Source organism: Clostridioides sp. ES-S-0054-01 (genome assembly GCA_021561035.1).
In the GTDB taxonomy this organism is placed as follows: domain Bacteria; phylum Bacillota; class Clostridia; order Peptostreptococcales; family Peptostreptococcaceae; genus Clostridioides.
The window spans coordinates 521,285-543,083 of record CP067346.1 but is presented as its reverse complement, the minus strand read 5'-3'; the positions used below and the strand labels follow the sequence as shown (position 1 = coordinate 543,083).

Here is a 21,799-nt window from a genome sequence, read left to right as displayed (position 1 = left end):
TTTTTAACTCTTTACTTCATAATATAAAAAACTTCTCTTTTTTTATATAAAATATCTCTAGAAAATATAAATAAACTTTTAATATATGATATTAATGTGTCATGTTTTTATATTATATAGTTAATATTCTGAAACTCCCACCCCTAAAGGCATTGGGTTCTTAGGTACTACAGGAATTTCTATAATACTCTCAGTTACAATAAATCATAACCTACAACATATTATCACTAATCATATTCCCTAAGACTTTTATTAACAAAGTATCTGTTGACACCATTAACGTTGACACCATTAACATTAATATTAGGCTCGTTTCTCAACCTATATAGTTTTTATATCCCCATATTAGATATTAATTTACAACCATTTAATTTTAATTTCTTTAATCAACTTATTTCTTTATCATGTAAAATACTAAATAATAAAGAAAATAATATTAAATATGATTATATAGCAATAATAAAGTAAACTATTTGTTACTGTATATTTATATATCAACTACTGTATATTCATATATCAACATAAAATAAACTACCTCTCAAACATTTTATATTTTGTTTAAAAGATAGTTTTTATGTCTTTAAAATAAATTAAACTGTATATATTCCTTCACATAATGTTTGTATATTACTAGGTGGTTGCCATTTACCATCTTTTTTAGTATATGTAATCATAGTTGTAATTTCCTTAGTTGGTTTCTTATTGTAAAGGTCTATAATCATTTTTGCCATATCATCTTGAACTTCTTTTTCTTTTTTATCATAGTTCTTTTCATCAGTTACATAAGATTTTACTAAATTGTTCGCTTCAGTCATTACTTTACTAGTATCCAATGCTTTACTTACAACTTTTAAAGTTATCTTATCCTTACTAGAAGATTCCACTGTTACGGTCTTTTCAACACCTTGAATTAATTTAACAATTGTTTCGTATATTTTTTCAGCATTTTCTTTACCATAAAGAGGTGTCAACTGAGCAATCATTGAAACCTTATCCTTGTCGTTATAAGTTTGAATTTTTTTATATTCAGCTTCTGTTAAAGAATCAGAAATACCTTTTTCGTCGTATTTATACATTTCTAACGCAGCTAAATTAGCTTCAAAATTCGACTTTACTTTCTCTTCTGCATTAGAACATCCTATAGTTAGAATTAAAACTATAGCCATAATCGAAGATAATATTAACTTTTTTACCATTTTCATACAAATATCCTCCCTCAATTAAGATAATAAAAAATTTATTTATCAATATTATAACATAAGCTTGTCTAACTATAAAATAATTTTGAATATTTTACCACTTCCAGTCCATTCCGATACCGTTTTCTTTTGCTTTATCGTATATTCTTTTCGCTGTTACGACATCTTGTACACCTATTCCGACAGTTTTAAACACAATTATCTCATCATCATTTTCTCTTCCAGGAATAGTTCCATTTATAACATTTCCTAAATCACCACTAAAATCATCTTTACTTATCTTACCTTCTTTCAATGGAATCAATATATCTCCTGATTCAGATAAAACTGCATCTGTTGATTCAAAAAATATCTTAGATGCTCTAGTTAAACAATTTGGGCACAACTCCTGCATATCTGGCATATATGAACCTACTGCACTTACTAAAGCTCCTTTTTTAACTAAGTTTCCATTAAGTACCGGTTGTTTTGATGGAGTAGCTAAAACTATCACATCTGCATTATCTATAGCTTCATCAGATGATTCAACTGCAACTATTTTAGTATTATATTTACTTAATTTTAAGTTCATTTCCTCTGCAAATTTTTCTCTACTTTCCTTGTTTCTACTAAAAACTCTTACCTCATCCAGATTTCTAGCTTCTATCATAGCTTCAAGTTGTGGCTCACCTTGTCCCCCTAGACCTATCAAAGCCCCTATCTTAGAATCTTTTTTAGCCAACACATCTATAGCCGCTCCAGATGCTGCTCCAGTACGAATCTGAGTTACATAAGTCCCATCCAATACAGCGCTAACTTCTCCAGTTTCTCCATCTAATAATAATACTGTTGCTGGAATCACTGGCTTACCCTTTTGAGCATTTTTAGGAAATACAGATACAATTTTTATTCCCCCACACCCCAATTCTTCTATATATCCCGGCATAAATAACATACTAGCATCTTGACTTGGAACTGGTATATTGGTTCTCAAAGGATTTACACTCTTTCCTTCACAATAAATTCTAAAAGCTTCCTTATCAGCTTCAATTGCGTCTCTCATTGTAAATACTTTTTTTATATCGTCTTTTCTTAAAAGTAGCATTTTTATACCCCCAATTTTAATAATTTTCTATGCTAGATATTATAGCATAACATTTAATTTAAATTTCTATTTTAAATCAAATAAATCTACATACTCTGGTTTTAGCATAGAGCTTATCAGTTTTTTATTTATTGAAAATTCTGGGATTCCTGCTGCATACGGAGTTATATCATATAAATCAAAATATATAACTAGATTCTCATCTTGCAAATAAAAGTTTTGATTTTCTTTTATACCTTTAAAATTATATATTCCAATATTTTCTTCATCCTTTTTTTCAAGTTCAGCTATTTGTCTTTTAATTTCTTCATCTATAACTTCTTTATATTTAGTATTATCTTTAAATAAGTCCATTAATTCTAAAAATTTTCCAGTTCTCATATCCACATTATATGCTATATCTTGATAAAATCCATGTGCTCCACCACTATAAGTATAATATCTTACTTTTATACTAAGAGCAGAATCAGTATTCTTTTTAAGTTCAAAATCCACATTTGCAACAAACTTATTTTCCTCATCAGGATTATCCTTAAGGTACTGTTTTGCTTCTTTATATGATTTATTATAAAATTCAAATATGTCATTTTTTATTTTATCATTTGTAGACCTTTCAACAATCTTATTTGAATTTGTTATTACAGGCATGTTTATAGTACTTTCTAGATACTCATCATTTTTAACTATTGTTTTACTTCCTATTGTACTTACAGATAAAGTTTGTTTACTCTTTGTAGTATCCTTTGGCAATGATTGATTACTCATAACACTCACTGCTTCTTTATCACTATTTAGATTAACTAAAGCATCTTTCCCTAAATTATTATATTTATAGTCATGTTTAATTGCCAAAACAGCTATTATAGTCAAGGTTAAAACAAATACATATCTTAAAACTTTAGCTTTTGTATCGACTTTAAAAAATTTCATATTATTATTTTCCTCCTAAATATAAATCTCTCTTATTATATTTGGAGTTTCTAGGGTTTTTTATCCATATAATTTAATAAAAGATTAATTTTTTATAAATAAAAATTAATCTTTTTACTTTCAAATACTAATATATCTTATCAAACAGTTTGAAATTTCATCAAGTGGTAATTGTAACACAACAGAACCCATATCAAAAGCCACCATTGGCATTCCATATACTATACAAGAATTTTTGTCTTGTCCAATTGTAAATGAACCCCTTTCTTTCATTTTTAAAAGTCCATTTGCTCCATCAGAGCCCATACCTGTAAGTATTATTCCTATTGAATTTTTACCTGCTACTTCTGCAACTGAATCAAACAAAACGTCTACTGATGGACAATGACCATTTATTCTTTCACCTTTTTCACAAGTCACATAATATCCTTGTTTATCCACACATAATTTCATCTGATAACCCCCAGGTGCAATTAGTACAGTGCCTTGTTCGACTCTATCATTATTTTTAGCTTCTCTTACATTCATAACACACTGCTTGTCAAGCCGTTGTGCATACATATAAGTAAATATAGCTGGCATATGTTGAACTACAACAATCCCTGGTGTCGATTTTGGTAAATCTTTTATAATTTCAAGTATTGCTTCTGTACCACCTACAGATGCGCCTATAGCAATCACCATATTATTAAAATGTTCCACATTACCGCCTCCACAAAATCATATATTAAAAATACCCTTTTATCTTTTATAGACAGCAGGTTTTACATAATTGTATTTAGTACTATTTCTGTTAATTATCTCTGCATGTCCTACAAACAAAAAACTACCTGCTTTGGTTACATTATAAAATTTATTTATAAGTTCTTCTCTAGTTTTTAAATCAAAATAAATCATAACATTTCTACAAAAAATCAAATCAAAATGTTGATATGAGAAATCATTCATTAAATTAAATGGCTTGAAAATTACACTTTTTCTAATCTTATCACAAATTTTAAATGTACCATCTTTGTTATCTATAAAATACTTCTTCTTCCATAACTTAGGAACATTATTAACATTTGATTCTGTGTATATACCTCTTTTAGCTTTTTCAAGTGAGTTCATTGAAATATCTGTGGCTATGATTTTAACGTTCCACAACTCTTTATTATATCCAAAATAATCATCTAAAGTCATAGCTATTGAATATGCTTCTTCTCCACTAGAACAGCCTGCACTCCATATATTTAAGTTTCTTAGTTTATTATTTTCTTCCCAAAAAGGAAGTATATTATTCTGTATAAACTCAAAATGTTGAGGTTCTCTCATAAAAAATGTATGATTGGTACTCAGTCTATTTATTAGGTTTATAGCCTCATTTCCTGTCTTGTCTTTAAATAGTAGATTCATGTACTGACTAAAAGAACTATATTTTCGCTCTATCATTGTATTATATAAACGACCTTCAATTAACGCTCTTTTTTTACTTAAATCAATACCGTATTCTTTTTTTACATGGTTTACAAGAATTATAAATTCTTCATCTGTGAGTTTTATCATGCAAAAACTTCCTCCTGCTAATTTGTCAAAGCTAACTACGTGTTATTAATCAAAAACTTTCGAATATCTAAAATTAGTATAGAATTATCTTCAACTTTCGCAATTTCTTTTATATCTTTATTAATATTCGAATTGTTAGAATCAGTTGTCTCTAACAAGTTTAGATTATCTATATGAATAACATCAACAACTTTATCTACAATAATTCCAACTTGATACTCATCAACCTTTGTAATTATTATACATGTCCTCTCATTATAATCAGCTTCAGTAAGATTGTATTTTATATGCATATTAATAACTGGTATTATTCTTCCTCGCAAATTAATAACTCCACTTATATATGTTGGAAGACATGGTACATACGTTATTGATTGAAATCTTATGGTCTCAATCACATTTTCTAATTCTATTCCATAAATAACATCATTGACATAAAATGTCAGTACTTGTTTAATAATTTCATCTTTAGACATACTTTAAATCCCCTAATATATTTCTATCATGCTATCTGCATCTATAATTAAGCTTATACTTCCATCCCCAAGTATTGTACACCCTGATAAACCATTGCTTTTTATATTGAATCGGTTAAAATAAACTGGAAATGGTTTCACAACAACTTGTTGATTGCCTATTATTTCATCAACAAAAATGCATGCTGCTTTATGCTCATTTTCAATAATTATCATATTTCCATGCATCAGATTAGTTATCTGTGTTTGAATATTATATATTTTATGTAACCTTATAATAGGAATACATACTCCATATATCATAATTAACTCTGTTTTATTGCCTTCTGTAATTATTTGATTTAAATCTGTAAGTTTAAATGTTCTCCTTATAGATGATATTGGTAAAGTAAATAGTGAATCTCCAACTTTAAACTCCATACCCTCTACTATAGAAAGAGTCAGTGGTATTTTTATAGTAAACGTTGTTCCTTCATCTTGTTTACTTTTTACTTCGATTGAACCTCCGACCTTTTCAATACTTTTACGAACAATGTCCATGCCTACTCCTCTACCAGAAAATTCAGTTATAGATTCTTTGGTAGAAAAACCTGGAGTCATAATCAAAGAATTGACCTCGTCATCAGTATATTCATTGCTATGATGTTTTAGAAGACCTTGTTCTTTAGCTTTTGCTAAAATCTTATCTTTCATGATACCTCTACCATCATCTGAAATACTTATCACAGCTTCTCCACCTAAATTTTCAGCAGATAAAACTATCTTTCCTACTCCTTCTTTCCCTTTAGCTATACGCTCTTCAATAGGTTCTATTGCATGGTCCATAGCATTTCTTATAAGATGCATAAATGGTTCTGCTAAATTATCAATTACACTCTTATCAACTTCTGTCTCTGCCCCTATAGTTATTAGCTCTACATTTTTATCTAATTTTTTATTCATATCTCGTACAATTCTATGCATTTTTTGAAATACACCAGCAATTTGAATCATACGCATCGACATTACTATATCCTGCAATTCATCTGTAAGCTTATGCAATTGTCTTGTTGCCTTATTGAAATTATCTATATCAACACCTGTAGAATTTACACTATTTACAACCATTGATTCCATGATTACAATTTCACCAACTATATTTTGAAGTAAATCCAATTTTTCTAAATTCACACTCATAATACTCTGCTTACTTATTGGCAAATGTTCATTTTCTCCACTTAGACTATCTTTTTCTATATCAGTTTTTTCATTTAAAATATCTTCTTGTAACTCTTCTTTTATATAGCTATTTTTATACCCTGTACTTATTTCATTATTATCTTTTAATTTATTTTCTACTTCATCATTATCTGATGTACTTTTTATTCCTATTTCTTTTTTAGTAATATTTATATATTCTTTTACATAGAGATTCTCTTGTATAGTTTTATAAACCATTATCTTATCATCTTTAGCAACAAATTGTATATAAAACCCATAATTTTTAATATATTCTGCTGATTCTGCATTTATTTCTACATCTTTAGGATAAAACTCCAGAAATTCACAGTAATCTCTAAGTTCAAATATAAGCATGAAAGCTCTTACATTTTCCATCATACAACCTTGTTCAAAGATTATTTTTACTATATCAGAATCTTCTTTGTATGAAAAAATCGAATCGGTTATTTCTTTGTCATCTGTACTTTCTAAACTTGTATTATCCTTTAATTTCATAGAATTTGATAACTCCAAAGCACTTACATAATCTTCAATCCCTTTGATAAAGTGAGAGTAATCAGAAGATATACAATCTCCTGATTGTAATTCGCCTATATCGCCTTTTATAAAATCCAAAGATTGAAAAACTAAATCAAATAATAAGTCACTGTCCAAAATTTCTATTTTTCCTTCACGTATGGCATAAAACAAGTCTTCTACGCTATGTGCTAAAGCAGCTATATTATCTAACCCCATCATAGATGCTGAACCTTTTATCGTATGCATTATCCTAAAAGTTTCATTGATGTTGTTATGAGTAAATACTTTCTCTTTTTCTATTTGAATCATAATTTCATCTAATTGTTCAAGTAGTAGACTTGTTTCAAATATAAACATATCTAACATTGGTCTCATACTTGGTTCAATATAATTCACATTCATCACCTACGGTCTACAAATAATTTTCTATTTTCCGTTATATATAGCATTTTATAATTTAAATCCACGATAATTCTCTTATTCACTATATATGCATCTCATAATTTAAATCTACGATGATTCTCTTATCTCACTATATATTCATCTCATAATTTAAATCCACGATGATTCTCTTATCTCACTTTCTTTTAGATGAAATTTTGCTACTAGTTCTTTTAAAATTTGTGCTTGAGCAGACATCTCTTCTGAAGCTGCTGCACTTTCCTCTGCCGTTGCTGAATTCATTTGGACTACTATAGAAATTTGCTCTATTCCAGATAAAATCTGTGTAATTGCTACTTCTTGGCTATGTACAGCAGAAGAAATTCCATTAATATAATCAGTAGTTTTTTCTACACCATTCACTACTAAATCCAATGCATTTGCAGTCTCTTTAGCAATTTTCACACCATTTTCTACTGTTTTAATAGCTTCTTCTATGAGAATCGCTGTATTTTGAGCTGCTTTTGCACTTTTACCAGCTAAAGACCTAACTTCATCTGCTACAACTGCAAATCCCCTACCATATTGACCTGCTCTTGCTGCTTCAACAGCTGCATTTAATGCGAGAATATTAGTTTGGAATGCTATCTCATCTATTGTTTTAATTATTTTTGATATTTCACTCGATTTTTCACTTATCTCACCCATTGACGCCATCATATCATCCATACATCTACTTCCAAAACCAACTTGCAATGCAGATTGGTCAGATACTTCACATGCAAGACTAGCACTATCTGCACATTTCTTAATTCCATCTGATATTTCATTAATTGTGGAAGCTAATTCTTCTATTGAACTAGCTTGTTCAGTAGCACCCTGTGAAAGAGCTTGTGCACCTGCTGCAACCTGTTCTGATGCACTTGCAACTTGTTCTGCTGATAAATTTATTTCAGAAAAATCACCATTAAAAGAGTTTATTATACTTTCCAAAGATATTTTAATTGATTTAAAATCACCTATAAATTCTTGGTTTATCTCTACTCTTAAATCACCTTTTGCAATACTAGTTAATGTAGTGTCTATAAGGTCTATATAATTTAAAAGCATACTTTGCATCTTTTTGACAGAACTCACCAACATCCCTATTTCAGATTTACTTTCTTCAACATCTATACTCGTTCTTAAGTCCCCAGATGCAATTCTTGAAAAGTGTTTTTCTACTTTATTAATAGGAATCACTATCTTTAATTTTATTACTGTGTATTCTATTATTGTCAGTATTATTAAGAGAGAAAGTATAAATATTGTCCTTAATATTAAACTTTGCAATTCTTTTTTTACTTTTACAATTTCGGCATCTGAACGATTAACTATCTCCTCTTGAAATTCATTTATCAAAGAATCCATTTTCTCTTGAGAGTTTATATAATCACTACCAAAAATTATATTTTGAGCTGTACTCTTATTATTGCTTTCAACTGCCTTTATAGCACTTTGTTCTGTTGGCACCAAAGAATCTGATATTTCTTTTGCTTCTAAGATTTTATTTGACTCATTCTTTGTAAGACCAATTCTTTCTAATTTATTCAAAGCTGACTCTCTTGTTTTTCCATATAATTCTTTTTCATAAATATCTTTATGCTTTTTTTCACCTGTAAAGACGTATCTTCTTAATATATCGCTAACCTCTCTAGTTGTATCTTTTATATACTGACTTTGAGTCCTCAAATTATTCATTTTATTAATACTTTTTTCCACTTTTTCAAATGCTTTGTAAGATGAAATAGAAGAAAAAATCCCTGCTAGAACAGCCACTACTATAATAATCAGCAATACAATTGCTAATTTAGAAAGCTTTACTTCTCTTTTCATATCTGTACTCCTTTATAAAGTAAGTTTATATCTTTTTTAATCCTTTCATTGTACTTACTACACTACAATCTTTTCCTAAATTTTTGCCCTCATACATTGCTTTATCTGCTAAGGATATGTTTTCTTCTAATGATATATTTGAGTTTACTTCTACTACCCCTAATGTAATGGTACATTTTATTTTATTTTCTTTATAGTTGAAATCAAACTCTTTTATCTCTTTACGAATTCTTTCTGAAAGTATCTTAGCAACTTCTAACGTAGTATTTGTTAGCATTATCAAAAACTCTTCTCCACCCCATCTTGATACAGTATCAATTTGTCTACAATTCCTTTTTATTATACTCGATATTACTGTCAACACGAAATCCCCTGCTTCATGTCCATAAGTATCATTAATAACCTTAAAGTCATCAATATCCCCAAGAATAAGAGATATTGATGTTTCACTATACTTATTAAGCCTTCTTTGCTCCATAAGCTTATTAATTATATGGCGTCTATTGTAAAGCCCTGTAAGATAATCTCTTACAACGAGTCTATTCAATTTTTCAAGAGAAGACTCCAGTTCATTATTTATCTTTTTTAATTTATCTTGAGATTTCTTTACTTCAAGATGAGCCATAATACGAGCTTTTAATTCTGTCATACTAAAAGGTTTCACCATATAATCTATTGCTCCTACACCAAATCCCCTTACTATGTCTGTATCTGCATTTTTTGAAGTTATAAAGATTATAGGTATATCTGCTGTGCGAGCATTAGATTTCACTTCCTTACAAAAATCAAAGCCAGAGTTATCTGGTAAAATTATATCAAGCAAAATAACGTCTGGTATAAATTCTTCAATAAACTCTTTTGCCTCTATTGCATTAAATGCTTTTTTTACCTTAAAATTATCTTTTGTAAGTGTTTTATCTATTAAGTCACACATCAGAACACTATCATCAACGACTAAAATTGTTCCTTGTTGCTTATTTTCCATATACAAACCTCTCTTAAACATAATATATTCAAATTTTAAAGATTTAAAATTTTTATACCTATTGATTATACTACTATATTTTCAGATGCTCTCATCACAATCTTTTTATAGTAACCTTATAATTATATCCCCATGTTACATGATAGTGCAATTATATTCATTAATTAATTTATCTATTAAAATTTCATCTTTATCTGTCAAAAGTTTCTCTAAATCTAGTAAAGTGATTATTCTACTGTCTACTTCACCAACACCACTTACAAAATAGTCTGAGTACTCTAGAGTAACTCTTGGTGGAGGTGATATTTGACTTTTTTCTAAACTTATTATCTCATCAACCTTATCAACCATAAATCCAACTACTAAATCTTTTATTTCAATTACTACTATATACATACAATTGGTAATGCTTAAATCATCTTTTTTAAGTCTCAAACGCATATCTATTATTGGGATGATTTTTCCTCTTAGATTTATTATGCCTTTAGAATATGTAGGGAGTTCTGGAATAAATATAATTTCTTGATTTCCAACAATCTCTATTACTTTTTCAAGTTCAATTCCAAAATCTTGCTCATCTACTTTAAATTTTAGATACTTAATTCCTTCATCAACTATCCCATAATCTAAATATGGGTCATCTGGAAATCTCATTTAATACCTCCCTCCTAAAATATGCTCTCTATAAAATCTATATTATATTTCCTTTTTACCTTTATTTATTGAATCTACAATTAATGCTCCTGTCTCAGTATAAAAACGTATTGTTCTCCCATAATTCATACCCGTATCCTCGGCTAATATTGGAATATTTAGTCCTAAAAGTGTTTTTTTTACTGCCTGAACATTTCTATGTCCTATACCCGTAACTGATAAATTGCTATTTCCTAAAAACATCTGCGCTCCTCCAGCAATTTTTGCTTTTATATATATTCTATTTGCACCTATATTCTCCATAGATTTAACGAGCTCATTTATCCCTGTATCAGCAAATTTATACTTATTTTCAATATTAATAACATCTTTACTATACGGCAACATAACATGTAACATTCCGCCAATCCCAGCTACTTTATCTATCAAACATACTCCTACACAAGAACCAAGTGCATAAGTAACTAAAACATTTGGTCTATAGGCTATCTTCATATCTGCAATGTTTACTACTATTTCCCTATTCATATTTCCAATCCCAATCTCACTAATATTTCTCCAAGTGAGTCCATTTCTGGAATCATCAAAATGTGACTAGTAAAATAATCATCGCTCATTTTAAACTTATTTTCTATAAATAAAACTTTATCACCAACATCTGAAAATCTTATCATAGGCACATTTAGAACAGCTCCAACCATATCGATACATATATCTGGAATTGAAATACTTATAGTCATGTTTAACATAGATGCAATAGCATTTACATATGAGCTTGCCATAATATTTCCTATTTCTTTAATTGCTGAAATTTCAATTACTTCAATCTTATCTAAGGGAGCTTCTTTTTTATTAAAAAGAGAACTTAACATAAGTTGAGTTATTGATTCATCCAACAAAAACATAAACATTCCATTAATATCGCCTTTCATATCAAGTAAAATACATACTACTTTGTTTTCTGGACCACCAAGCAAATTTGTCGCTTCATTGTACTCAAGTATCTTGACCATAGGTATTAATACTTCTATATTACTATTTATCATGGATGCAAGTGCAGTAATTGCATTCCCAGAGCCTATATTACCAATTTCTCTAAGAGCATCTATATGAGCATCATCAAGTTCTAAATAATTTATAATATAAACCCCTCCCTTTATTATTGCATTTATGTACTCTTCACTGTATCTTTACACTTTTATTTTAAGGCATTATTTACAACTTTGACTAATGTATCTGTTTTAAAGGGCTTCACTATAAAATCTAACGCTCCAAGTTTTATAGCTTCTACAATCATATTTTCTTGTCCTATTGCAGAACACATCACAACCTTAGCATTTGAATCCAACTTTTTTATTTCTCTTAGCACCTCTAAACCATCTTTTTTTGGCATTGTAATGTCAAGCAAAATCAAATCAGGTTTTTCATCTTTAAATATATTACAAGCTTCTTCTCCATCATTTGCTTCTACTAAATCATTATAGCCACTTTTACTCAGAGCTTCTTTAATCATCATTCTCATAAAAATAGCATCATCTACTATCAAAATTTTATTTTCCATAAAACTAACTCCTCCATATGTACAACAATAAACACTTTTATTTTCAGTTATTGTCTATACTATCTGACTATTTTTGCTACACAATAAATATATTTCATTGATAAATAAAAGTAATTATTTATGTCATATTATACTCAATTATCTTAACATAATTTGTCAATAAAAAAGCTTATATATCTATTGTAATATATGTTTAGCATTTTGACGAGTTATTAAAAATATAATTGTATAAAACATAAAAAGTTGTCAAAATTAATCAAATTAGAATAAAAATAGCTTTATATCTTTTTATATCTATATAAAAAATAGTTTTAAGATTCCTTAAAATTACTTCTGTAGATTTACATAGTCTCTGATTTGCCTAACACCTATCTGAATTGTTTAACATTTATCTGACTTGCTTAACATCTAATAGATAGTTGTTTACTTATTTAATTAGATTTCTATATATGTATTATCGATTAAATTAGATTTAGCTTTATATATTATTTTTTTTAATCTATTCTATTTTAATGAGTAAATTTTAGATAATTCCTTTAACCTAGTTATCATATTATCTCTAACATCTTTAGGTTCAAGTACTTCAACGTTGTCGCCAAATGATAAAATATATCCATAAATCCACTCACCAATAGGAAATTCTGTAATTACATCATATGTATTATCTTCATTTTTCGTTATTAAATCTTCATTAAAATCATCAAATACTCTAAAAAGCATCTTTTCTTTAAACCTCAATTTCAAAGTTATAATATTCTCCTTAATTACCTTAGAATCATTCAAACATACTTCTTCTATTATCTTTCTTGAAAATACTTCTTCTTTTACAGATAAATTCTTTATTCTACTAATTCTAAATAGCCTAAAATCGTCCTTTAGTTTACAAAATCCATACAAATACCAAGTCTTACTCTTATACATAAGCTTCATGGGTTCGACAGTCCTGTTTGTCTTACTTGACAAACTATTTACATAATTAAAATTTATGGTATTACGCCTTAAAATAGCTTCTTTTATTTTTGTAAATTTATCATCTTCATTAAAATTACTTCCCCATTCAGTAAAGTCTATTTCAATCCAGTTTGAAAAATTCTGCTCTCCAAATATTGAACCAATTTTATTTACTACTGAATTTATTTCTGGATACTTCGTCGCCTGTAATGTTTTTAGTGCAACAATTAAACTCTCTTTATCTTCTTTTGACAATATAGCCTTATCTATAGAATATTCTTCTATTAAAGATATTCCGCCACCCTTGCCTTTCGTCATATATACTGGTACTCCTGACATAGACAGAGTTTCTATATCTCTATATATGGTTCTTGTACAAACCTCAAATCTCTCTGCCAACTCTTTAGCTGTTACCAGTTTTTTATTTAATAAAATTACTATTATTTCTGTTAATCTATTTATTTTCATCCATTACCACCTACTAAAATCATTAAATTTATTTAATTTAAGCTAATCATACCAATTTTAAGTATTTAAAATCTTAGAATCTTATCTAAATTATTCTTACACGATTTTATTTACTTACTATTATCTTTCTCACTTTAGATATTATCATCTTAATTCATTTACTTATTATCATCTTAATTCATTTATTTATTGTCATCTTAATTCATTTATTTATTATTATTTACTTCTACTTATTATCATTTACTTTATTCAATTTCTACATTAAAAATTAGTATTTATACTTAATACTTACAATTAATTCAAAGTATTTCATTATTTATTTTCTATTGTACTATTCATTTCTATATTTTCTAAGGTACTTTCATTCATCTATTTTTCAATTTTAATTTACTATTTCTCAATTTTATATTATTAATTTTTAACTTTATATTATTAATTTTAAAGCTTTTTAGCTATTATTCCTACAATTTTTAAACAATTTTTTGATAAATAAAATCCTATTACAATATATTCAAAATATGTAATATTTTAGACATTTTTCGTTGACAATGTTAAATTTTTGTTTTATTCTTAATTAAGGACATGTTAATGACATTTCTAAAACTTATTTGAAACAGTTTTTCTATTTTATTTAGGAAAACGTATTACACTCAAGAAGACGCAATTTTTATTTCAGATAAGTACAATATTTATTCTTTTGGGGAGGAAATCATGGAAATTAATAAAAAACATTTTATTCAAGTATTTTTAACTTGCTTAATATTGGTAGTAATATGTGAATTTATAGGGCAAAGAACTATAGCTATTGGAAAAGCCTCTATAGTACTGTTCCCTATGCTTTATGCAGTTATAATTGGACTTATAATAACACCAGATTTATTAGGAAAAAAAATTAAATCACTTAAAAAAGTCATTGGCGAAAAAGAAATAAACATTGCTGGTGAAGTTGTTGGAATTGCACTAGTAATGCTTGGTATAAAGTACGGTACTACAGTTGGTCCAAACATTGACAAGATAATTCAAGCTGGACCAGCATTCATTGCTCAAGAGTTTGGTCATATACTTGCACCAATCGTTGCATTACCTCTTGCATTAATATTTGGGATGAAAAGAGAAGCCGTTGGAGCTACTGCAAGTATAAGCCGTGAGCCTTCTTTAGGAGTTATATCAGAGAAATATGGAATAAACTCTCCAGAAGGTAGTGGTGTACTTGGTACATATTTAATGGGAACAGTTCTTGGTACTATATACTTTAGTGTACTAGGTTCAATATCTATTTATAGCGGTCTTCATCCATATGCTTTGGGAATGGCCTGTGGTGTTGGTAGTGGAAGTATGATGACAGCTGCTGCCGGTTCATTATCTACCATGGTATCACCTGAAATGGCAGATACAATACTTGCCTATGCTGCAACAAGCAATATGATGTCTAGTATAACAGGAATTATATTCTTAGTTTTTGTATCCTTACCATTTACTAATTTTATGTATAAGATTTTAGAACCTAAATTTTCGAGAAATAAAAAGACTAAAGAAATTAAATCTACAGAAGGAGAGTGCTAATAAATGTTTGCTAATTTAAATTTAAAGAAAAGTTCATATCAATTATTGGTTATGTCTGTTATTGGAGTTATAATTCTTATAGGACAAAGAATTAGCGTTGGTACATCTATAGTTACAGCTCTTCCTGGTATGGTGATGCTAATATTAGCTGCTATGGCTGCTATGATTATAAAAGATTTATTTCCTAAATCAATCTTTCCAGCATTTGGATTTGCAACTATAATAGGTCTTTTACTTAGTATGCCATATAGCCCAACATCTGAAGTATTCTTAACTAACACTAATAATATTAACTTTATGGCTATAACTACTCCACTACTAGCTTTTGCAGGAATTTCTGTCGGAAACAAAATAGAAGCTTTAAAAGAAATGTCATGGAAGATAGTTATAATCTCACTTATTGTCTTTACAACTATATTCTTCGCATGTGCAAGTATAGCTCATATAGTTTTAAGTATTCAAGGTAAAATATAGGAGGAATTTATTATGAATAAAGAACAATTAAAATCTCTAGTAATAAAAACTATAGATGAAAATAGAGAAAAAATATTAAAAATAGGTCAAGGAATATACAAAAACCCAGAATATGGATATAAGGAATTTAAAACTACAGAAGCTGTTTCAAACTTTTTTGAGCAAGAATTAAATTTGTCTGTAGAAAAAAATATAGCAGTTACAGGATGTAAAGCAAATGCAAATTCTAGCAAAGAAGGTCCTCATATATCTATACTTGGAGAATTGGATGGTATATCATGTAAAGAGCATAAAGATGCTAATGAAATAGGTGCTTCTCATACTTGTGGACATAATATTCAAATAGCTGGAATGTTAGGTGCTGCTGTTGGTTTAGTAAAAAGTGGCGTTTTAGAACATTTAGATGGTAAAGTATCTTTTATGGCTACTCCTGCTGAAGAATTTATTGAGTTGGAATACAGAGAGCAATTAAAAAAAGAAGGAAAAATAACTTATTTTGGTGGAAAACAAGAGTTAATAAAAAAAGGTTATTTTGATGATATAGACATATCTATGATGTTTCACGCTTCTGATTTAGGAGAAGATAAGGCTCTAGTGGGTCCTGAAAGTAATGGATTTGTTGGAAAAAAAGTTAAATTTATAGGTAAAGAATCTCATGCTGGTTCTGCTCCACATGATGGAATAAATGCTTTAAATGCAGCAATGCTTGCTATAAACAATGTAAATGCACTTAGAGAAACTTTTAAAGAATCTGAAAGAGTTAGATTCCACCCTATCATCACAAAAGGTGGAGATATAGTAAATGTTGTTCCTGCTGATGTTCATATGGAATCATATGTTAGAGCTAGAACTATAAATGGTATGATTGATGCTAATGAAAAAATAAATAAGGCTTTGATGGCTGGTGGAATGGCAGTTGGAGCTGATGTTGAGATAACTGAGATTCCTGGCTATCTTCCAATATTACGATACAAAAATCTTGATAATTTATTTAGAAACAATCTTGAAGATTTAGGTCTAAAAGGAAAAGTTATTGATGGTGGAGACTTTACAGGCTCTTTTGATTTTGGAGATGTATCTCATATAATGCCTACTCTTCACCCTATGATTGGTGGTGTAAAAGGAGCTCTTCATACAAGAGATTTTGAAATAGTTGATGAAGATTTAGCGTACATAATTCCTGCCAAAGCAATGGCACTTACAGTTGTAGACCTTCTTTTTGACAATGCTAAAGATGCTAAGGATATATTAGATGCCTTTACTCCAGTTATGACTAAAGAGGAATATCTAACATTCCTAGAAAAACATGATAAAACTTTATAGGTCTATTTTTATAATATAAGAGATGGTATATGCTAAGTTATACCATCTTTTTTATATTTTATTTTTGTAATACCTCACTCCTATCCTTTTAACTTTCCTATAAAATCAGTGTCATAATGCAGAAACTAAAATAAAAAATATTATTCTTAATAAAACCAATAACTTAATCTTCCACTAGATTTTTATAAAATTTTGTTTTAAAATTAATTTTAAAGGCTATATACCATACAGATATATTAAATACAATTCGGCATTAATCTACTTAAAACATATTTAATTATCACTATTTCTCCAGAAAATTCAGAAAACTACATTGACATAAAAAAAAGTTTATTTTATACTTTTTTTAGGACGTATTGTGGACACGTCTTAAATCGATAACCAGAATTTACATTATAAATCAGACCACAATACTTATTTTTTAATTATATTTTTAAACATTAGGGAGGATATTATGAATGATAACGTAGTTAAGAAGAAAAACTTTTTTGACAGAACATTAAACAGAATAGAAACTGTTGGTAATAAACTACCAGACCCAGTTACAATATTTTTAGGATTATGTGTACTTTTACTTATACTATCTAGTGTAGTTGGCTCTATGGGTATCTCAGTAGTTCATCCTGGTACAGGCGAAACTATAACGGCTGTAAATTTATTGACTGTAGAACAACTTCAAATTCTTTTAGGAAATATAGTTAGTAATTTCCAAGGGTTTGCTCCTTTGGGTCTAGTTTTAGTAACTATGATAGGTGCTGGTGTATGTGACAAAACAGGACTTATGACAGCAACAATCAAAGCATCAGTAAGCAAGATTCCTAAAACAAGAGTAACTCTTGTTGTAATGACTATAGGTATGCTTGCCAATATAGCTTCAGATGCAGGTACAATACTATTTCCACCATTAGCTGCACTTGTATATCTTGGTGTTGGCAGACATCCACTTATAGGTTTATTTTCTGGATATGCAGCAGTCTGTCTAGGATTTGCAGCAAACATTATGATAAGTGTAAATGATATACTTGCTGCAAGTTTTACAGTTCCAGCAGCTCAAATGATTGATTCTGGATTTCAAGCCAATGCAACAATGAACTTATTTTTTATGATAGCATCAACTTTTGTTCTAATACTTTTGGCAACATGGGTAACAGAAAAAATTGTAGCTCCTAGATTTGGTAAATATGAAGGAGATGCAGAATTAGATGTTGATGGAAGTCTTAGTAATGTAGAAAAGAAAGGGCTTAAAAAAGCTGGTATAAGTATATTAATATACGTAGCTATCATAATAGCTCTTAGTGTAATCGGCAAAAAACCATTCTTAGCTGACCCAGAAACAGGAGATTTACTATCAAACAATGCTCCTCTTATGAAAGGTATGGTACCTATAATAGCACTAGCATTTTTTATACCTGGTGTTGTATACGGAAAAACTATAGGTAAGATAAAGAAGGATAAGGATGTTGTCTCTATAATGGCTAGTGCAATGAGTGATATGGGTGGATATATAATACTAGCATTTGCTGCTTCACAATTTTTACAATTATTCACAAATAGTAATTTAGGTCTGATACTAGCTGTAAAAGGTGGAGAGTTTTTAAAATCAGCAGGAATAAATGGACCTTTATTATTGATAGGATTTATTATATTATCATGCTTTATAAATTTATTTATAGGCAGTGCATCTGCAAAATGGGCTATTCTTGCACCTATATTTGTACCAATGTTTATGATGGTTGGATATAATCCAGCACTTACTCAAATGGCTTATCGTATAGGTGATTGTATCACAAATCCGCTTAGCCCATTATTTCCGTACTTCCCTATTATACTAGCATTCACAAGAAAATACGATAAAGATGCTGGTATGGGTACTGTAATTGCTAATATGATACCATACTCTATATCATTCTTAATAGTGTGGACTATACTATTAATATTATTTATGGTATTTAATATTCCACTAGGTCCTGGAATACTTCCTTCATATAGCATGTAATTTATTTAAATCTTTCTAAAAGGAGAAGTAGCTTATGTTAGATAAAAATAGACTTATAAATAATTTTATGGATATGGTTAGAATTGATAGCCCATCTAATCAAGAATTAGAAATGTCTAAGTGGCTAGTAAACTATTTAAAAGAAAGAAACATAGACGCCGTTATAGATAATGCTGGTGAAAAATACGGCGGTAATACAGGTAATGTAATAGCCTATATAAAAGGTGAAGAAGGAAGTAGACCGCTTTGTTTGTGTGCACATATGGACCAAGTTCAACCTTGTTTAGGTGTAAAACCAGTACTAGATGGTAATGTAGTTAGAAGTGATGGAACTACTACACTTGGTGCAGATGATAAAGCTGGAATAGCTGCTATACTTGAAGCTTTAGAACATGTCATTACAGAAAAAATACCACATAGAGACATTTATCTTTGTTTTACAATCTGTGAGGAAGCTGGTATGCATGGTGTTAAAAACTTTAATCCTGACAACTTGCCTTGTAAAGATATTGTGATTTTAGATTCTGGTGGAGCTATTGGTTCGATAGCATATAAAGCACCTGCTCAACAATCCATAAAAATCTCTTTTCATGGAAAGAAAGCACATGCTGGTATAGAGCCTGAAAAAGGTATAAATGCTATATTGGTAGCCTCTCATGCAATAAGCAATATGCATATAGGTAGGATAGATTCATTGACCACTTCAAATATAGGTAAAATAGAAGGCGGTGGGGCTACAAACATAGTAACTGATAAGGTTACATTGACTGCTGAAATTAGGTCTCATATACCTGAAACTTTAGAGTATGAGCTTAATCATATGGAAAAATGTTGTAGCGATGCTGCATTTAAATTTAATACTACTTATACTTTTGAACATAATATGTCTTATCCTAGTTTTGAACTTAGTAGAGATAGTCATGTTTTCAAGTTAAGTGAAAAAGCAATAAGACAAGTTGGCATTGTTCCAAATCCAATGGTAATTGGTGGTGGAAGTGATGCAAATATATTAGCTAATCTTGGATATAATTGTGCTATATTAAGTCTAGGTATGTATGATGTGCACACAGTTAATGAATATGTAAATATAGATGAATTATATGATACTGCTAAAATAGTTTATCATATGATTAAATTATAAAAATGAAAACCTATGTATCTTCAACTTTATAAGTTATATCTTAAAAAGTTGTTTTACATAGGTTTTAGTACTTTTATATAATAATTTTTAGTGCTTTATATAATAATTTATGCAGTTTTATAAAATCTCTTAAAACAGGATTTCCGTAATATTTTTTGGTCTCCCTCCACCAATACTAGTTTCTTTTGCACAGATTCGACCTAAACCTGCACTCACTATTTTATTTAATATACGTCTTGCACTTCTTTCACTTACATTTAGATACTCTGCTAATTCTTTTGAATCATAAATCTTGCTTTTTCTATTTTCGCTTATAGCAATAAGTTTTGCAACTGATTCACAACTCATTCCAGTCCTTTTAGCTATTTCTATTAACTTCTCATCAGATAACATTAAAGAATAATTTAATTCATTTTCTGAAGCTAAAGGTCCTCTTATGTTTTCATCTTCATCTACTAAATATATACCAATTTCTTTTGAATCTATGGAGTGTCTTAATGCTTTATGTGCATTATTTTCAGCTTGATACGCAGTTACTCCAGTACCAATTCCTATACTAAGAGAAAAACCCATATCTTTTATCTCTCTCTTTAGTTTGAATAACTTATCATAATTATACTCATTATCAGCTACCCCCTTATGAACAAATACAACATAATCATTTCTTCCAAGTAAAAATAAGGAACCTTGAATACTCCTCACATAGTTTACTACAAGCTTATCCATATCTGATTTTTTTATCATGTCAGAATAATAGTTATCTATCTTCTCTTTATAATCTATTAGACTCAATATTTCTACAGCAATTTGAGAAAATCTTGCCTTACTTAGAGCATATTCACTCTTTACTTTCTCATAACTTTCTTTGATTAATTGTATAGTAGCTTGTAAACGAAATACAGGATAACCTCTTTCTTTTAATTCATTATATACTGCACCAAAACCAGTTAACATTATATCTGTCTTATTTTCTTCAAATAATTTTATATGCCATTTTACAAGTTCAGACTCTCCTACTTCCAAAGAAAATGGATTACAAAATACACTCGTTGCCTTAATATCAAACTCTTTAAGTGCATCTTCCACAACATATCTATCAACTACGTCTATACTGAATTTATCTAATTTTATATTTTCACTTTTTATTGCCCAAAATGCCTTCATTATACTCGTCCCACTTCTCGGTACAAATGAATGTGGCTTACTTATCTCATACTTAGATTTTATAAATTCATAAACTGCACATCCTGTAAATATAATAGCATCACATTCATCTTCACATTTAGAAATAACTTCTATTGTATCTACCACTTTTTCTCTTACATATATTTTAGTTTTTAAATCGCTGTCTATCTGTTTTAAATCATCCTTTATCTTAAACCCAGAGTCTGAAGGACCTATAATACCCACTATCATAAACTTCGCTCCTAATCCATCAATATTATACTTTCTA

The 21,799-nt window shown here is 28.9% G+C and carries 20 protein-coding genes; 5 read left to right on the top strand and 15 right to left on the bottom strand.

Annotation, left to right across the window (positions count from 1 at the left end):
• Positions 1 to 590: 590 nt before the first annotated feature.
• The 14 genes from JJC02_02835 to JJC02_02770 form a co-directional block, all read right to left on the bottom strand.
• On the bottom strand, positions 591 to 1,202 hold the full coding sequence (locus JJC02_02835; GenBank protein UDN55143.1) for a hypothetical protein: 612 nt from the start codon (positions 1,200 to 1,202) through the stop codon (positions 591 to 593).
• A 91-nt stretch (positions 1,203 to 1,293) separates the two neighbouring features.
• Positions 1,294 to 2,283: an ornithine cyclodeaminase family protein gene (locus JJC02_02830; GenBank protein ID UDN55142.1), complete on the bottom strand. Its 990-nt coding sequence runs from the start codon at positions 2,281 to 2,283 to the stop codon at positions 1,294 to 1,296.
• 66 nt (positions 2,284 to 2,349) lie between these two features.
• Positions 2,350 to 3,213 (bottom strand): DUF3298 and DUF4163 domain-containing protein, encoded by an 864-nt coding sequence (locus tag JJC02_02825; protein UDN55141.1) that lies wholly within the window; start codon positions 3,211 to 3,213, stop codon positions 2,350 to 2,352.
• Positions 3,214 to 3,333: 120 nt separating this feature from the next.
• Complete coding sequence (locus tag JJC02_02820) at positions 3,334 to 3,915, bottom strand: chemotaxis protein CheB (protein UDN55140.1); 582 nt, start codon at positions 3,913 to 3,915, stop codon at positions 3,334 to 3,336.
• 39 nt (positions 3,916 to 3,954) lie between these two features.
• Positions 3,955 to 4,758 (bottom strand): protein-glutamate O-methyltransferase CheR, encoded by an 804-nt coding sequence (locus tag JJC02_02815; GenBank protein ID UDN55139.1) that lies wholly within the window; start codon positions 4,756 to 4,758, stop codon positions 3,955 to 3,957.
• A 35-nt stretch (positions 4,759 to 4,793) separates the two neighbouring features.
• On the bottom strand, positions 4,794 to 5,234 hold the full coding sequence (locus tag JJC02_02810) for a chemotaxis protein CheW (GenBank protein UDN55138.1): 441 nt from the start codon (positions 5,232 to 5,234) through the stop codon (positions 4,794 to 4,796).
• Between the two features lie 12 nt (positions 5,235 to 5,246).
• The gene (locus JJC02_02805) at positions 5,247 to 7,349 is read right to left on the bottom strand and encodes a chemotaxis protein CheA (protein UDN56365.1); all 2,103 of its coding nucleotides are present in this window, start codon (positions 7,347 to 7,349) and stop codon (positions 5,247 to 5,249) included.
• 177 nt (positions 7,350 to 7,526) lie between these two features.
• Complete coding sequence (locus JJC02_02800) at positions 7,527 to 9,230, bottom strand: HAMP domain-containing protein (protein UDN55137.1); 1,704 nt, start codon at positions 9,228 to 9,230, stop codon at positions 7,527 to 7,529.
• A 25-nt stretch (positions 9,231 to 9,255) separates the two neighbouring features.
• Positions 9,256 to 10,215, bottom strand: a complete 960-nt coding sequence (locus JJC02_02795) for a diguanylate cyclase (protein UDN55136.1) — start codon at positions 10,213 to 10,215, stop codon at positions 9,256 to 9,258.
• Between the two features lie 135 nt (positions 10,216 to 10,350).
• Positions 10,351 to 10,869: a purine-binding chemotaxis protein CheW gene (locus tag JJC02_02790; protein UDN55135.1), complete on the bottom strand. Its 519-nt coding sequence runs from the start codon at positions 10,867 to 10,869 to the stop codon at positions 10,351 to 10,353.
• 42 nt (positions 10,870 to 10,911) lie between these two features.
• Complete coding sequence (locus JJC02_02785) at positions 10,912 to 11,397, bottom strand: chemotaxis protein CheD (protein ID UDN55134.1); 486 nt, start codon at positions 11,395 to 11,397, stop codon at positions 10,912 to 10,914.
• The gene (locus tag JJC02_02780) at positions 11,394 to 12,011 is read right to left on the bottom strand and encodes a chemotaxis protein CheC (GenBank protein ID UDN56364.1); all 618 of its coding nucleotides are present in this window, start codon (positions 12,009 to 12,011) and stop codon (positions 11,394 to 11,396) included. Before JJC02_02780 ends, JJC02_02785 begins: the two co-directional genes overlap by 4 nt.
• A 56-nt stretch (positions 12,012 to 12,067) precedes the next feature.
• Complete coding sequence (locus tag JJC02_02775) at positions 12,068 to 12,430, bottom strand: response regulator (protein ID UDN55133.1); 363 nt, start codon at positions 12,428 to 12,430, stop codon at positions 12,068 to 12,070.
• A gap of 504 nt (positions 12,431 to 12,934) precedes the next feature.
• Entirely contained in the window at positions 12,935 to 13,849 is a 915-nt protein-coding gene (locus tag JJC02_02770; protein UDN55132.1) for a YafY family transcriptional regulator, read from the bottom strand.
• Between the two features lie 711 nt (positions 13,850 to 14,560).
• Between JJC02_02770 and JJC02_02765 the strand changes: the two genes are divergently transcribed.
• The 5 genes from JJC02_02765 to JJC02_02745 all read left to right on the top strand — a co-directional run bounded on the left by JJC02_02765 (position 14,561) and on the right by JJC02_02745 (position 20,346).
• On the top strand, positions 14,561 to 15,412 hold the full coding sequence (locus JJC02_02765) for a DUF3100 domain-containing protein (protein ID UDN55131.1): 852 nt from the start codon (positions 14,561 to 14,563) through the stop codon (positions 15,410 to 15,412).
• 3 nt (positions 15,413 to 15,415) lie between these two features.
• Positions 15,416 to 15,886, top strand: coding sequence for a hypothetical protein (locus JJC02_02760; protein UDN55130.1), 471 nt, complete (start codon positions 15,416 to 15,418; stop codon positions 15,884 to 15,886).
• Positions 15,887 to 15,898: 12 nt separating this feature from the next.
• The gene (locus JJC02_02755) at positions 15,899 to 17,209 is read left to right on the top strand and encodes an amidohydrolase (GenBank protein ID UDN55129.1); all 1,311 of its coding nucleotides are present in this window, start codon (positions 15,899 to 15,901) and stop codon (positions 17,207 to 17,209) included.
• A gap of 454 nt (positions 17,210 to 17,663) precedes the next feature.
• Complete coding sequence (locus JJC02_02750; protein ID UDN55128.1) at positions 17,664 to 19,205, top strand: AbgT family transporter; 1,542 nt, start codon at positions 17,664 to 17,666, stop codon at positions 19,203 to 19,205.
• A 34-nt stretch (positions 19,206 to 19,239) separates the two neighbouring features.
• Positions 19,240 to 20,346 (top strand): M20/M25/M40 family metallo-hydrolase, encoded by a 1,107-nt coding sequence (locus tag JJC02_02745; protein UDN55127.1) that lies wholly within the window; start codon positions 19,240 to 19,242, stop codon positions 20,344 to 20,346.
• A gap of 129 nt (positions 20,347 to 20,475) precedes the next feature.
• Here JJC02_02745 and JJC02_02740 read toward each other — a convergent pair whose 3' ends face one another.
• A complete protein-coding gene (locus JJC02_02740) occupies positions 20,476 to 21,762 on the bottom strand; it encodes a transcriptional regulator (GenBank protein UDN55126.1) in 1,287 nt (428 codons plus the stop codon).
• Positions 21,763 to 21,799 lie beyond the last annotated feature (37 nt).